Source organism: Neorhodopirellula pilleata (genome assembly GCF_007859915.1).
GTDB classification, from domain to species: domain Bacteria; phylum Planctomycetota; class Planctomycetia; order Pirellulales; family Pirellulaceae; genus Rhodopirellula; species Rhodopirellula pilleata.
This window is the reverse complement of the sequence record NZ_SJPM01000015.1, coordinates 32,868-47,204: the sequence shown is the minus strand read 5'-3', so window position 1 is coordinate 47,204 and position 14,337 is coordinate 32,868. Positions and strand designations below refer to the sequence as shown.

Here is a 14,337-nt window from a genome sequence, read left to right as displayed (position 1 = left end):
GCCGCCTGCTCAGCGAACTGAGCTCACCAAGGCGACTAGAATCGGTCTTTCCTCCCTACCTTCTCATCAGGCGCGCAACACGATGACCATGATCCGGACGGCACGTTTTTGTATTTGGATGTGGGCGATCAGCATCGCCTCGGTATGCCAAGCGTCGGAATTCTCCGGCACCTCCAGTCCCAAGTCCGCGTCTCGGCCCAACGTCGTCATCATCATGGTCGATGACATGGGGTATTCCGACTTGGGATGCTACGGTAGTGAGATCGAAACGCCGAATCTGGACCGTCTCGCCGACCGGGGTCTGCGGTTTTCCCAGTTCTACAACACCGCGAAGTGTCACTCCTCGCGAGTTTCGTTGTTAACGGGTCAGTACTGTATCGCGGCGGGAGATGTCAGGTTGAACCACGCAGTGACGTCCGCAGAGGTATTGAAGAATAGTGGCTACTTCACCGCCATGACCGGCAAGTGGCATCTCAAAGAGCAGCCGACGGATTTTGGGTTCGATCGTTACTTCGGACATCTCAGCGGCGCGTGCAATTTCTTTAAAGGCGATCAAACCTTTCGGCTCAACGGCCAACCGTGGCAGGTTCCCGACGACGGTTTTTACACGACCGTGGCGAACGTTGACTACGCGATCGATTTCCTGAACGAAGCCCGGCAAACCGCAAATCCCTGGTATCTGTACATTGCGTTCAACGCGCCCCACGCACCGCTGCACGCGTTGCCCGAAGACTATGCGAAATATCGCGGTCGCTATGATGCCGGATGGGATGTCGTACGGGCAGCTCGCGTGGAAAAACAGAAACGCATCGGATTGTTGCCGGATTCGGTGAAGGCGAGTCCCCGCCCGGAACACGTTGCCGCTTGGGACTCCATGGAACCTTGGCGGCAAGAATACGAAGCCAAACGGATGACAACCCTCGCCGCGATGATCGACCGGGTGGATCAGGAAGTCGGACGTTTGGTCAACGACTTGCAAGTCCACGGCGAACTTGACAACACGATGCTCTTGTTTGTCTCGGACAACGGGGCGTGTCCTTACGATCGCGGTCGTCCGATCCTGGATGCGGAGCCCACCAACGGCAACGTTTCATTCGCCGACTCGACCGGTTGGTCTTGGGCTCGCAATAGTCCGTTTCGATTTTACAAACAAAACCAATTCGAAGGCGGCATTTCGACACCCGCGATCGTTCACTGGCCGGCTGGATTAAAGACAAAGCCCGGCACGATCGTGCATCAACCCGCGCATCTGATTGACGTCATGCCGACGTTGGCCGACATCACCGATTCCAAAATTCCTCAAGCTTGGCCCGGTCGCGAGCTGCGACCTGTTTCAGGCGTCTCGCTTAAGCCGGTCTTCGAGAACGAAGCCTTGGAGCGTTCTTTGCCGATCCATCTGTTGTTTTCGAACGATCGTGGGTTGCGAGATGGTGACTGGAAAGCCGTCAGTTTCCGGGGGACGGCTTGGGAGTTGTATAACGTGGCGGAGGATCGGACCGAACTGAACGACTTGGCCGCTTCGAATCCGGAGCGACTCGACGCGATGATTCAAAAATGGACCGTGATGACCCAAGACGTCTTGCACGCGCCGCCGAACGTTTCAGCTCCGGTCACCGAAGCTGATCTACCGCATCAGCATCCTGAATGGACCAATTTCGAACAATCCGATCCGTCGCAAAGCGGCAAGTACCGCCCCGGAAAGATAAAGCCGAAAAACAAATCAAAGAAGGATGACCTGACCATTCGCGCTCGCAAGAATACCACGATGCAGGCCCAAGGCTCGTCACTTGAGTTTCGGTTCACCGGCGAAGATCCCGGCATCGCGATGGATTTGCGAGGCGTCGAATTACCCACCGGTCCCTATCAAGTCTCGTTCAAATTGCGGGGCGGCACTAGAGGCGGCGGCGAGCTTTTCTATACGACGAACTCGCAGCAAATTCTGCCCAAGGGTGAACGCGTCGAGTTCGATGTCCAAGCGGACGGTAGTTGGCAAGTGGTTACGGTTGAACTGCCAACGAAAAATCGCATCCATCAACTGCGGATCGACGTTAGTGACGGAACCGGCTCGGCAACGATCAAAGAATTGCGTTTAACTGGTGCCGACAACAGGACACTGCTCAATTGGCCTTGAAACGACCATTATCGCAACATGCTCAAATCATCTTCCGTGCCGGTGTCGAGTCGGTCTGTGGCGATCGCTTGATCCGCGATACGGTGCAGTTCGGGCCGACGGAGATCTGGTTTGCTGAACACTGCGTCGATCGTCAAGCGATCGATCGAATTATTCTGGTCGGCGCAGGCAAAGCGTCTGGGGCGATGGCGGTGGGAATGATCGAACGATATCAAGCCGACGCGGCCTCGGCCGGTCTGATCCAGTTTGCGGGCCATCTTAACGTTCCCCAGGGATGCGAACGGATTCCCGAACATCTGTCATGGCCGGATGATTTAACATTGTTCGCCGCTCGGCCGGCGGGGGTCAACGAACCGACGAGTCTTGCAATCGAGGGTACCGATCGGATCTTGCATTGGGTTTCCGAAGCGACGCCGCGTGACTTAGTCGTCGTATTGATTTCCGGCGGCGGTAGTGCGTTGTTAGTCCGTCCTGCGGATGGTTTAACTCTCGCCGACCAATTGCAAGTTGTTCGCCAACTAAGCGGCGGTGGTGCCGACATCACGCAACTCAACACGGTCCGCAAGCATCTCAGTGCGGTCAAAGGCGGACGATTGGCAGCGGCATGTCGTCACGCTCCGATGATCAGCTTGGTGTTATCGGATGTGCTCGGCGATCCACTCGATTTGATCGCATCCGGTCCCACGGTTGCGGATCATTCGACGCCGCACGATGCATTGGAAATCCTCAACCGTTTTGATCCGGAACGATCGATTTCGTCGGCCGTGTATGAATGTTTGAATCAAGCGGAACAACAGATGCTTGCACCGGAGGCCATGTCCAACGTCACCAACCTTGTCATCGGCAACAACGCCGTCGCCGTCGACGCCGCGGGTATCGCGGCCGAATCATTGGGCTACAACCACGTTATGCAAAGTGCGCGACGAAGCGAAGGCACCGCCGAAGAGGTCGGCCGCCATCTCGCCGACATGACCGTCGAGATGCTGCGTCGTGATCCGTCGCGGCATCATCAAGACGCACTCATCACCGGTGGCGAACCGGTCGTGCGGTTGATCGAAACGTCCAGACGCGGAAAAGGTGGTCGGAACCAACAACTTGTCCTGGCCGCCTACGAACGATTATTGGAACTCGACACGAGCGAACCGATCGATTTCGACCGCTTGGTCATTTTGTCCGGAGGGACCGACGGCGAGGACGGGCCGACCGATGCCGCTGGGGCGTGGATCGACGGGGAAGTCCACCGTCGGGCGAGGCATTTAAGTCTGAATGCGGCCGATTTTTTGCGACGCAACGACGCGTACTCTTTTTTCGAACAAGCCGGCGGGTTGTTAATGACCGGCCCGACCGGCACGAACGTCTGTGATATTCGCATCAGCCTGGTCGATCGGTTAAACTAAACCCCGTTATGAGTTCCCCACCACAACCGTCCCACCAGGTTTGCAAACGATGAAACGTCCCCCTGCCACTGAAATTCGTACTGCCGGTGCTTCGCTCGCTCTTCCTCATGACGCCGGACGTCGCCGGTTCTTGCAATCCGCCGGCATCGCGGGCGGGGCAACTTTGGCAGCGATGCCCGTGCCTCACGTATTCGGACAAACACCGGACGACCAGATTCAAGTCGCCTTGGTTGGATGCGGCGGACGCGGAACGGGCGCCGCCAACGATGCGCTCGCGGTCACGAACGCTCGTTTAAAATTGGTCGCGTTAGCGGACGTCAAGGCGTCACATGTTGAACGCAGCTTGAAGGCACTGGTTAATGAAAACCAAGCATCGCCCGAGAAGATCGACGTGCCACCGGAGCGACAATTCACCGGATTCGACGCTTACAAGAAAGCGATGGATGTTCTTAATCCGGGTGATATTGTTATCTTCGCCACGCCCCTGGCTTTCCGCTGGGTGCATTTTCAATATGCGATCGATCGTGGCCTGAACGTGTTCATGGAAAAACCCGTGATTGCCGACGGGCCGAGTGCTAAACGCATGTTGGCTCTTTCGGAAAAAGCCGACGCGAAAAACCTCAAGTGTGGCGTCGGTCTGATGGTTCGACACTGTCGAGGTCGTCAGGAGCTACACCAACGAATTCAAGACGGCGAGATCGGCGATCTGATCATGATGCGGGCTTATCGAATGCACGGGCCGATCGCATCGGCGTTCTCGACCCGTAAACCCGAAGGTGAATCGGAAGTGCTTTGGCAGATCGAACGCTTCCACAGCTTCATCTGGGCGAGTGGTGGTTGCTTTAGTGATTTTTACATTCACCAAATCGATGAAACGTCTTGGATGAAGAATGATTGGCCGATCAAGGCGCAAGCCCTCGGCGGACGCCATTTCCGGGACGACTATGTCGATCAAAACTTCGATTCCTATGCGGTCGAATACACCTATCCCGACGGCACCAAATTGTTCTTTGACGGTCGCTGCATGAAGGGATGCAAGAATGACATGTCCAGCACCGTCCATGGTTCCAAGGGTTCGGCCGTCGTGAGCACGTCGGGGCACACACCGGGCAAAGTCAAAATCTTCAATGGCCAGAACCAAGACCGCCGCGATGTCAAATGGGCGTTTCCTCAGCCCGAGACGAGCCCTTATCGCTTGGAATGGATTGACCTTGTCGACGCGATCATCAACGACAAGCCGTACAACGAAGTGCCACGCGGGGTGCAGGCAAGTTTGGTGACCAGCATGGGCCGTATGGCCGCACACACGGGGCGTGAAATTACGATCGAACAGATGCGAGATTGCACGCATGAATTCGCACCCGATGTCGCCAACCTGAGTGTCGACGGTCCGGCCCCGGTCATGCCAGACGCGGAAGGCCGTTATCCGGTCCCGATGCCAGGCGTCACTCGAGATTTCGAATACGAGGTTTAGAACCTATCCGAAAAGGGGTCTGACCCTCTCCGGCGATACCCTCAAACGAATGAATAACGACTCGCCTCCAAAGGGTCAGACCCCTTTTCGGATAGGTTCTTAGGATCGCATTGGTGGTTCAAGCCCTTTCGAAACGGGCCTTTAATGGATCGCATATTCGCCGATCGGGTAAATCACCGGCGCATCATCACAAAGACTTTCCGCTTTGTGATTTAACTCGATCGGGTCGATATGTAGCGGTAACGTTGATCGAAACCTTGAGTCGAATGCATCGTCGATGCCAAAGACCGTGTTCAACGGTCGGTTGCGTAGTTGGCGATAACTCTGCTTGATACATAACGAAATGTCATGCCCACTTAGCTTGAGCCGTCCTATTCGTGTCGGTGCGAACACATCAATGTTCAAAAGCGGTGTCGGTTCAGCTTGGATGCGGCTCTTGTACTCTTCATCACCTCGCATGAAGTCAATGCCGGCGAAGTTGTTTTCGTGGGCGTAGCGAAGCACGAACGCATTGAGCGTATTACCTGGTTTACGATCGCTGTACTCATAATTGACGCCCGTGCTATAGCAGTACAGACGTCCGTCGTCGCCTATTAAATGAAGTTGCACGGCCAGTACATCGTCAAGCCCGGTGGCCGGATCGGCTCGAATCAACACGGGCAGAAACAAACGTTCTTGCCGGAACGCATTCAACGCGACGTCGTGAATGAAGTGAATCATCTCATCGGCGGCGTACGAACCCGGTTCAGCCTGGGATTGCCAATGAACTTGATGCAGACGAATGAGCTCGTTGACGTATTTGGCAAGCTCAGTTTCGTCAGCAGGAAACGTAACTCGCATGCCATCGTCGACCGATTCGAGTTGCCGGAGCAATTGTCGCAGTCGGTGACGGTGCTTGCGGGAGCATTGGCTTATGAAATCTTGCCAAGTCTCGTCGGTTGATCGAAACCAAACACTCATCCGTGAACCAATCCGAACGTATGCGCATTGTCGATCCAATGCGCTGAGCAGTTCCGATATGGCGGGGTCACCTCCGATCACTCCCTCGAAATGCAAACAGTCCCAACCTAGCTCTCTGTCGTGAACTTGCGTGATCAAGAAAGTCGCAAGCGATTCGATGACGATGTGGCGGTCGGACTGTCGGCATAAGACCGAAACATGATCGGTACACGGAGCCGAGCCGATCGTTTGCCAGCCTCTCGATCCGAACCGTTCGAGTGGGAGGATGCCTCGGATGCGGCCGTCGCCGTCCCGTACCGTGAGGAAACAGGATTGCTTCGAGTGACCAAGGCGTTGCCAGAGCGGACGTAGCCACATCGATTGACGAAATGGCACCCCGCCGGCTAGTCGATCCCACTCGTCCGCCCGGTCGTTCAGCAATGATTCGGCCGAATGCGCAACGACGTCCAGACGAGATGAAGCCAGCATTACGGGGGTCGTGTCCATGAGAAATCTTAGCCCACATCAAACGCTTCCGTGTACCAACGTCCAAGTTTTGGCTTACAATCTCAGGGTAAAGTCCGCCGAAAGCTCACGACCCTACGGATCGGAATCATCGTTAAAAACGTTGGTTTCGAAATACTGTCCGTCCGACTTGCCCCTCCCACTCATTGAATGAATCTTCCGATGACCACCCGATCGTATTGTCAATTTCACTGTTTGAATGACCATTCCATGGGCCGCAGCACATTCACCATCGATGCTCGCTGGGGTGCGGTGGCTCGTTGTATACTTGTGGTCATCTCGTTGTCGCTTTCAATGGCATACATGGCGACCGTGCAAGCGACCGACGATTGGTCCAGGTTTCACGGCAGCGATGGATCGGGAAAGGTCGCCTCGGGTGCGTTGCCGACGACATGGACTAGTCAAGACTATGATTGGACGATGGCACTAGGTGGCACGGATGTCGGGTCCCCCGTCGTCGCCGGCGGTGTTGTTTATCTGCTCGACGCGACGACAACCAAAGAACAAGCAAAGTCGGTTGATCTGTTGGCGGTCGACTTGAAGACCGGCCAAGAGCTTTGGCGACGAGCCCATCCGATAACCGATATTCGCCGTCACGCGCGTAACTCGCCGGCGTCGACAACACCGGTCGTTGACGGTGATCGAGTGTTCTTTGCCTACGGCGATGCGAAGGGAGCCTACCTTCATGCTTATGATACCGATGGTCAAAAACAATGGTCGAGAGACCTGGGACCATGGACCGGCTATCACGGGTTTGGCACCAGTCCCATGGTGGTGGGGTCGAAGGTCATTTTGTTCAATTCGCAACAAGTCGACAAATTGGAGGATTGGCAAGTTGCCGGTGAAAGCCGCATGATGGCATTCGATCGGACGACGGGCGAAGACGTTTGGAGCACACCGCTGAAGGCGACCCGGCCATGTTATGGAGTACCCGCGATTTATTCCGGCTCACCGACGCAACTGATCGCCGCCAATACCGGCAATGGAATCTTTAGCTTAGACGCGCAAAGTGGGCGAATGCTGTGGTCGCTCGAAGTGTTCGACAAGCGATCTTGTTCGTCGCCCTTGGTGGTGACCGGCTTAGAGGTCGGAGACCTGGCGATCGGAACGTGTGGGAGCGGCGGAGGAGGTAACATCTTGTCGGCTGTTCGAATTCCGACTCAGCCCGGTCAACAGCCTGAAGAAGTTATCCGCATCACAAGCTCGGCTCCGTACGTGCCCACATCGGTCGTCAAGGATCACTTGCTATTCACCGTATCGGACGCCGGCGTGGCGAGTTGTTTTGATCTCAATGACGGCGGGAAGAAACTTTGGAATGAACGACTCGGCGGCAATTTCGGGGCTTCGCCGATCATCGTCGGCGACCGGCTGTTGATGATCGCCCTCGACGGCACCGCTCACGTGACCGAGGCATCGGCGATGCGAAGCCCGGTCAGCGAATTCGATCTCGGAGGTAGCGCAGGGGCGACGCCTGCATTTGCGTCCGGTCGGTTGATATTGCGTGTTGGAAACCAATTGCATTGTTTGCATACTGAACGCTTGGCCGAGCGTGTAGGAGCAATTAGCCAGCGATCGCGCTAGGCCGCGTTGCTCGGTTGGCTCCCACGATAAAAAACTTGGGGATCAAACCCATTGATTGGCACATTGAAGTAGACTGGAGTCCACCATCGGGTAGACCTCGCTCGCTACCAACCTACCAACCGATAAATCCTTTAAGACTCCAATGAATTTGTTTTTCTACCGCACCGCTCGGATTGGACTGGCCCTATCTTTTCTGGCGCTTCCACAGGGTTGCACGGACACCAATCAGAAAGCTCAACAAGTTTCGGAGGAAGCGGTTGCCGCCAAAGCCGCCGCGATGAATGACGAAGCTGCTAAGAAAGCCGGCGACGTCGCCAAGGCAGCCGAAGCGAAAGCGGCCGAAGCTACCGAAACCGCCAAGGCCTTGATGATCGAAGCGAAGAAAGAAACCGCCAAGGTAGCCGAAGTCGCAAAAGAGACCGCTGACTCGGTCGCCGCCAAAGCCGCCGCAATGAAAGAGGAAGCCGCCAAGAAAGCCGGCGAAGTCGCCAAGGCAGCCGACGCAAAAGCGGCCGACGCTACCGAAACCGCCAAGGCCGTGATGATCGAAGCGAAGAAGGAAACCGCCAAGGTAGCCGAAGTCGCAAAAGAGACCGCTGACTCGGCCGCCGCAATGAAAGAGGAAGCCGCCAAGAAAGTCGGCGAAGTCGCCAAGGCAGTCGAAGCGAAAGCGGCCGAAGCCACCGAAACCGCCAAGGCCGTGATGATCGAAGCGAAGAAGGAAACCGCCAAGGTAGCCGAAGTCGCAAAAGAGACCGCCGACTCGGTCGCAGCCAAAGCCGCTGCGATGAAAGAGGAAGCCGCCAAGAAAGCCGGCGAAGTCGCCAAGGCAGCCGAAGCGAAAGCGGCCGAAGCCACCGAAACCGCCAAGGCCGTGATGATCGAAGCGAAGAAGGAAACCGCCAAGGTCGCCGAAGTCGCAAAAGAGACCGCTGACTCGGTCGCCGCCAAAGCCGCCGCAATGAAAGAGGAAGCCGCCAAGAAAGCCGGCGAAGTCGCCAAGGCTGCCGAAGCGAAAGCGGCCGACGCTACCGAAACCGCCAAGGCCGTGATGACCGAAGCGAAGAAGGAAACCGCCAAGGTAGCCGAAGTCGCAAAAGAGACCGCCGACTCGGTCGCAGCCAAAGCCGCTGCGATGAAAGAGGAAGCCGCCAAGAATGCCGGCGAAGTCGCCAAGGCAGCCGAAGCGAAAGCGGCCGAAGCCACCGAAACCGCCAAGGCCGTGATGATCGAAGCGAAGAAGGAAACCGCCAAGGTAGCCGAAGTCGCGAAAGAGACCGCCGACTCGGTCGCCGCGAAAGCCGCTGCGATGAAAGACGACGCCGCCAAGAAAGCCGGCGAAGTCGCCAAGGCTGCTGAAGCGAAAACCGCTGAAGTCACCGAAACCGCCAAAACGGTAATGGCCGAAGCGAAGAAAGAAACCGCCAAGGTAGCCGAAGTTGCGAAAGAAACCGCCGACTCGGTCGCCGCCAAAGCGGCTGCGATGAAAGAGGAAGCCGCCAAGAAAGCCGGCGAAGTCGCCAAGGCGGCCGAAGCGAAAACGGCGGAAGCCACCGAAACCGCCAAGGCCGTGATGACCGAAGCGAAGAAAGAAGCAGCATCGTCGCTTCGTTGGCTTTGAACGCCTGCGAAGACAAGTGAACGCCGATCGATTCATTGAACTCGCCCAGGCGATCTTCAAACGTACCTCGCTTGCGATAATGAGCGAGCAAGTCGTCGGCACTGCGGGATTCCTGCGGCCAGTTCGTGACCAGGAAGAACCAGCGTGGCATCAAGTTCAACTGCCCGGTCTTGGAGTCCGGTTGATCGACAACGACCAAAATCAATCGCTGTGCATGTTGCCAAGTGTCGATCTGGTACGAACCAAGCTCGACGGTGTACTCATAGCCGCCTGCCGGTGGACGCCCCGGCGGACGAACGATGTGCTCGGCGGCCAACGCATCGAGCTTTGGATTGGTCTTCAATCGCCCCGTAAAACGCCTGTTTTTCGATGTCAAAGCATCCATCACAGCGGGGATCGTGTAGCCGGCATCAAGCCGATAGTCGACGTGTTGCGCGATCGTGTGAGCTTTCGCGTCCGTCTTGTCGACGAATCGTTGCATGCCATTGGCGGTGTGAACTTGAATCTCGCGGAATTGCGTTACGAGCGTGCACAATCACTTAGCGAGCGAAACGCGGCTTCTCAGGAAGAGGTCGACGAGCGGCAGGCGGCCTACTTACAAGCCAAAGCGGACATCGAAGCGGTCAAGGCGGGCGTCAGCTCAGCCGACGCTGCCATCGCGAGTGCCGAGGCAGAAATCGAGCTCGCCAAAGCAGGCGTCGAAACCGCCGAACTGAACCTTGACTTCACTCGCATTGAAGCCCCCATATCGGGACTAATCAGCCGTCAATATGTTACCAAAGGAAACCTGATTACTGGCGGAAGTGCCACCTCGTCGCTGCTGACGACGATCACTTCGATGAATCCGATCTACTGTGTTTTCGACGCCAGCGAGCAGGACGTTTTGAAGTACATTCGCTTGGACAAGTCAGGAGAGCGGGAAAGTTCACGCGTCGCCAAGAATCCGGTTTTCTTGGGACTGATCGATGAAGAGGGATTCCCCCATAAGGGATACATCAATTTCGTCGACAACCGATTCGATGTCGACACAGCAAGCATGAGGGCGCGCGGTGTCTTTAACAACAAAGACGAATTAATGTTACCGGGCATGTTCGCTCGGATTCGGATTCCCGGCAGCGCCGCGCGTGAAGCCGTTCTGATTCCAGACTCTGCCATCGGGACCGATCAAGCCTCGCAATATGTTTACATCGTTGTCGATCGCAAAATTCAGCGTCGCGCGGTCACGACCGGCCCGATCGTCGACGGTCTGCGAGTGATTCGCAAAGGACTCAATGGGGACGAGATGCTTGTGACCGAGGGTCTCTTACAAGTCCGAGATCAGATGAAGGTGAACGTGCCCGACGAAACGATCAAAGAAGTGCAAGCGACTGACGACGGCTTGCCTGATGATTATGAACTTGGAAAGCCCGAAGATTTGATTTCGCCAGCGCCCGATCAGCTTTCGGCAGAAGAGGTCCACGGCGAATGAAATTTCCTCACTTCTTCATTGAACGGCCCATCTTCGCCGCGGTCCTGTCTTTCTTGATCGTTTTGGTTGGTGGGATCGTTTATTTCAGCTTGCCGGTATCGCAATATCCCAACGTGGCCCCGCCGACGGTGCTCGTTCGCGCGTCGTATCCGGGGGCAACGCCGCAGGTCATCGCCGACACGGTTGCCACGCCGATCGAACAGGAGATGAACGGCGTCGACAACATGCTGTACATGGAGTCCTCTTCGAGCAGCGACGGGACGATGCAGTTGACGGTCACGTTCAAGCTCGGAACGAACTTGGACGACGCGCAAGTCCTCGTGCAAAATCGGGTGGCGATCGCCGAATCACGCTTGCCCGAGGCGGTCCGGCAGATCGGCGTGACGACGACCAAACAGATCCCCGACATGTTGATGGTCGTTCACTTGAAGTCTCCGGACGAGAGTCGCGATCAACTTTACATCAGCAACTATGCGTTCTTGCGTGTTCGCGATGCGTTGATGCGTTTGGACGGGGTCGGTGAGATTCGCATCGCCGGCGGAAACGAATACGCCATGCGAATTTGGCTCGACATTGAACGAATGACGCATTTGGATCTCACCGCCGGTGAAGTCGTCCAAGCGATCCGAGGCCAAAACGTGCAGGTCGCCGCCGGTGTGCTCGGCCAACCGCCGACCAGCAACACGGGTGCGTTTCAACTCAACGTCACCACGCAAGGACGATTGATCGAAGAGAGCGAGTTTGGTGATATCATCGTCAAACGCGGCGATGATGGGCGAGTCACCCGCCTTCGCGACGTCGCTCGCGTCGAACTCGGTGCGCAAGACTATTCGCGATTGAGTTACCTCGATGGTCAATCGGCGATCGCTGTCTTGGTCTACCAACGCCCGGGAACCAACGCGGTCGATACCGCCGAGGAAGTCAAAAGCGTGATGCACGAGATGAGCCAAGAATTCCCCGCAGGCATCGGCTATGAAATCGCCTACAATCCGACGGACTATGTGGAGGAGTCGATCAACGAAGTCATCCAAACGTTGTTCTTGACCACAATCTTCGTGGTCTTGACCGTGTTCCTGTTCTTGCACGGATGGCGACCGACAATCATTCCTGTGATCGCGATCCCGATTTCGCTGATCGGTACATTCGCTGTGATGCAGTTTCTCGGCGTAACGCTCAATACGTTGTCGTTGTTTGGATTGGTGCTTGCGATCGGGATCGTGGTCGATGACGCGATCGTGGTCGTCGAGAACGTCGAACGCTTGATCGCCGAAGGCATGAGCGCCCGCGAAGCGACCCACAAGGCCATGGACGAAGTCGGTTCGGCACTTATCGCGACGACGTTGGTGCTGATCGCCGTATTCGTGCCGACCGTGTTCGTACCAGGCATCAGTGGCCAGTTCTATCAACAGTTTGCCTTAACCATTTCGATCTCGACGGCGATTTCCACATTCGTCTCTCTGACGCTCAGTCCCGCGTTATGTGCGATCTTGCTGAAACCGAAAGACGCACCGAAAAACGCGTTCGGGCGAATCATCCAGTTTCTGTTCGGTTGGTTCTTCCGCTTGTTCAATCGCACCTTCGACGTCACGAGCAACGTGTACGCAGCGATCGTCGGACGTTTGGTCCGCAAGGCGGGTTGGTCGATCGCGTTGTACGTAGTGCTGTTAGTTTGTACGGGACTGAGCTTTGGACTCGTCCCGACCGGATTCATACCCGACCAAGATCAGGGCTATGTGATCGTTGCCATCAACTTGCCCGATGGGGCCTCGTTGTCGCGGACCGACGTGGTCACCCGGCAAGTCGCAGAGATCGGCGGCAAAATCGACGGGGTCGCTCACTCGGTCGGCATCGCCGGATTGTCGGGGGCAACATTCACGATCAAGCCGAATGCGGCCGTCGCATTCTTGCCGTTGGAGGATGCCAAGGAGCGGGCCGCTCGCGGACACAGTGTGCAGAAAATCGTGGCGGATATGCGGCGGGACGTTGCCGCGATCACGGAAGCCCAAATCTTGATCATCCCTCCACCACCGATTCGTGGGATCGGGCGTGGCGGCGGATTCAAAATGTATGTGCAAGATCGAAGCGGTGCGGGCCTCGATACGCTTGCCCAAGTAACCGACACGATGATCGAGAAAGCCAACGCGGATCCCGGCGTGACGCAGGTGTTCACCAACTTGCGGATGAACGTGCCGCAAGTGTACGCCGATGTTGATCGGACCAAAGCCCAAATGCTCGATGTGCCGGTGAACAACGTGTTCGAAGCTTTGCAAGTTTATCTCGGATCAGTCTACGTTAACGATTTCAACTTCCTCGGTCGGACCTATCGGGTGACCGCTCAAGCGGAACCGGAGTTTCGTGACGAAGCCAGTGACATCGTAAAACTGCGAACGCGAAGCGCTCGCGGGGCCAGTGTTTCGCTCGGTTCACTCGTGAACGTCGAAACCACCGCAGGTCCCGACCGATTGGTTCGGTATAATCTTTTTCCAGCCGCTGATTTGAACGGTTCGACCGTCCAGGGATTCAGTACCGGCCAGTCTTTGTCAACGATGGAAGAACTCGCCGGTGTGTATCTGCCGGCCGGCTTCGGTTACGAATGGACCGAACTGGCTTATCAAGAAAAACAGGCCGGCAACACGATCGTGTTCTTGTTCCCACTGGCCGTCTTGTTCGTGTTCTTGGCGTTGGCGGCGCAATACGAAAGTTGGTTGTTGCCGCTGGCGATCATTTTGATCGTGCCCTTGTGCTTGCTGTTTGCGATGATCGGCATTTGGTTCCGAGGCATGGACAACAACGTGCTGACCCAAATCGGATTCATCGTCTTGATCGGATTGGCTTGCAAGAACGCGATCTTGATCGTCGAATTCGCCAAAGCCGAACAGGACGCCGGAAAAGATCGTTTCGAAGCCGCCGTGTCGGCTTGCCGTTTGCGATTACGACCGATTTTGATGACGGCGTTCTCGTTCATTCTAGGTGTCGTGCCGTTGCTCGTTGCCACGGGGGCCGGGTTCGAGATGCGTCGTGTGTTGGGCACGGCCGTGTTCAGCGGCATGTTGGGCGTAACGTTGTTCGGGTTGTTCTTGACACCTGTTTTTTACGTATTGTTGATTGCCCTTCGTGGAGAAACCCCTGCTGAACCGACGCCTCCATCGCAAGAGCAACCCACCCCGTCGGTTCCCGACATGCAAACGGTCGGGTAAGTTT

7 protein-coding genes and 2 pseudogenes are annotated in these 14,337 nt (G+C 56.3%); 7 read left to right on the top strand and 2 right to left on the bottom strand.

Annotated elements, in window-relative coordinates; translation table 11 throughout:
- The first annotated feature begins 88 nt into the window (after window positions 1-88).
- From Pla100_RS24930 to Pla100_RS24920, 3 genes are read left to right on the top strand one after another with little or no spacing between them, the layout of a single operon-like run.
- Window positions 89-2,131: an arylsulfatase gene (locus Pla100_RS24930; RefSeq protein WP_261344825.1), complete on the top strand. Its 2,043-nt coding sequence runs from the start codon at window positions 89-91 to the stop codon at window positions 2,129-2,131.
- On the top strand, window positions 2,128-3,528 hold the full coding sequence (locus tag Pla100_RS24925; protein ID WP_146581249.1) for a glycerate kinase type-2 family protein: 1,401 nt from the start codon (window positions 2,128-2,130) through the stop codon (window positions 3,526-3,528). Before Pla100_RS24930 ends, Pla100_RS24925 begins: the two co-directional genes overlap by 4 nt.
- 49 nt (window positions 3,529-3,577) lie before the next feature.
- Window positions 3,578-5,002, top strand: coding sequence for a Gfo/Idh/MocA family protein (locus Pla100_RS24920; RefSeq protein ID WP_146581247.1), 1,425 nt, complete (start codon window positions 3,578-3,580; stop codon window positions 5,000-5,002).
- Window positions 5,003-5,143: 141 nt separating this feature from the next.
- Here the strand turns inward: Pla100_RS24920 and Pla100_RS24915 are convergent, their stop codons facing one another.
- Window positions 5,144-6,448 carry a GNAT family N-acetyltransferase gene (locus Pla100_RS24915; protein ID WP_146581245.1) on the bottom strand — a complete coding sequence of 435 codons (1,305 nt, stop codon included), beginning with the start codon at window positions 6,446-6,448 and terminating at the stop codon, window positions 5,144-5,146.
- A gap of 180 nt (window positions 6,449-6,628) precedes the next feature.
- On the opposite strand from Pla100_RS24915, the gene Pla100_RS24910 reads away from it, so the two are divergent.
- Both Pla100_RS24910 and Pla100_RS24905 read left to right on the top strand, forming a co-directional pair.
- Window positions 6,629-8,047, top strand: a complete 1,419-nt coding sequence (locus Pla100_RS24910) for an outer membrane protein assembly factor BamB family protein (protein WP_231603565.1) — start codon at window positions 6,629-6,631, stop codon at window positions 8,045-8,047.
- A gap of 142 nt (window positions 8,048-8,189) precedes the next feature.
- Window positions 8,190-9,668 carry a hypothetical protein gene (locus Pla100_RS24905; protein ID WP_146581243.1) on the top strand — a complete coding sequence of 493 codons (1,479 nt, stop codon included), beginning with the start codon at window positions 8,190-8,192 and terminating at the stop codon, window positions 9,666-9,668.
- Between the two features lie 28 nt (window positions 9,669-9,696).
- Here Pla100_RS24905 and Pla100_RS24900 read toward each other — a convergent pair.
- Window positions 9,697-10,149: pseudogene (locus Pla100_RS24900) on the bottom strand (transposase); the annotation flags it as partial.
- Between the two features lie 18 nt (window positions 10,150-10,167).
- Between Pla100_RS24900 and Pla100_RS24895 the strand changes: the two are divergent.
- Together Pla100_RS24895 and Pla100_RS24890 are read left to right on the top strand one after the other, a co-directional pair.
- Window positions 10,168-11,136, top strand: a pseudogene (locus Pla100_RS24895) (efflux RND transporter periplasmic adaptor subunit); the annotation flags it as partial.
- Complete coding sequence (locus tag Pla100_RS24890) at window positions 11,133-14,333, top strand: efflux RND transporter permease subunit (protein WP_146581242.1); 3,201 nt, start codon at window positions 11,133-11,135, stop codon at window positions 14,331-14,333. The pseudogene Pla100_RS24895 and the gene Pla100_RS24890, both read left to right, overlap by 4 nt.
- The last annotated feature ends 4 nt before the right edge of the window (window positions 14,334-14,337 follow it).

Bases quoted from the DNA above. Each gene is read 5' to 3' on its own strand.
- Pla100_RS24930 (WP_261344825.1), top strand. From the start codon at position 89: ATGATCCGGACGGCACGTTTTTGTATTTGGATGTGGGCGATCAGCATC.
- Pla100_RS24920 (WP_146581247.1), top strand. From the start codon at position 3,578: ATGAAACGTCCCCCTGCCACTGAAATTCGTACTGCCGGTGCTTCGCTC.
- Pla100_RS24915 (WP_146581245.1), bottom strand. From the start codon at position 6,448: ATGGACACGACCCCCGTAATGCTGGCTTCATCTCGTCTGGACGTCGTT.
- Pla100_RS24910 (WP_231603565.1), top strand. From the start codon at position 6,629: ATGACCACCCGATCGTATTGTCAATTTCACTGTTTGAATGACCATTCC.
- Pla100_RS24905 (WP_146581243.1), top strand. From the start codon at position 8,190: ATGAATTTGTTTTTCTACCGCACCGCTCGGATTGGACTGGCCCTATCT.
- Pla100_RS24890 (WP_146581242.1), top strand. From the start codon at position 11,133: ATGAAATTTCCTCACTTCTTCATTGAACGGCCCATCTTCGCCGCGGTC.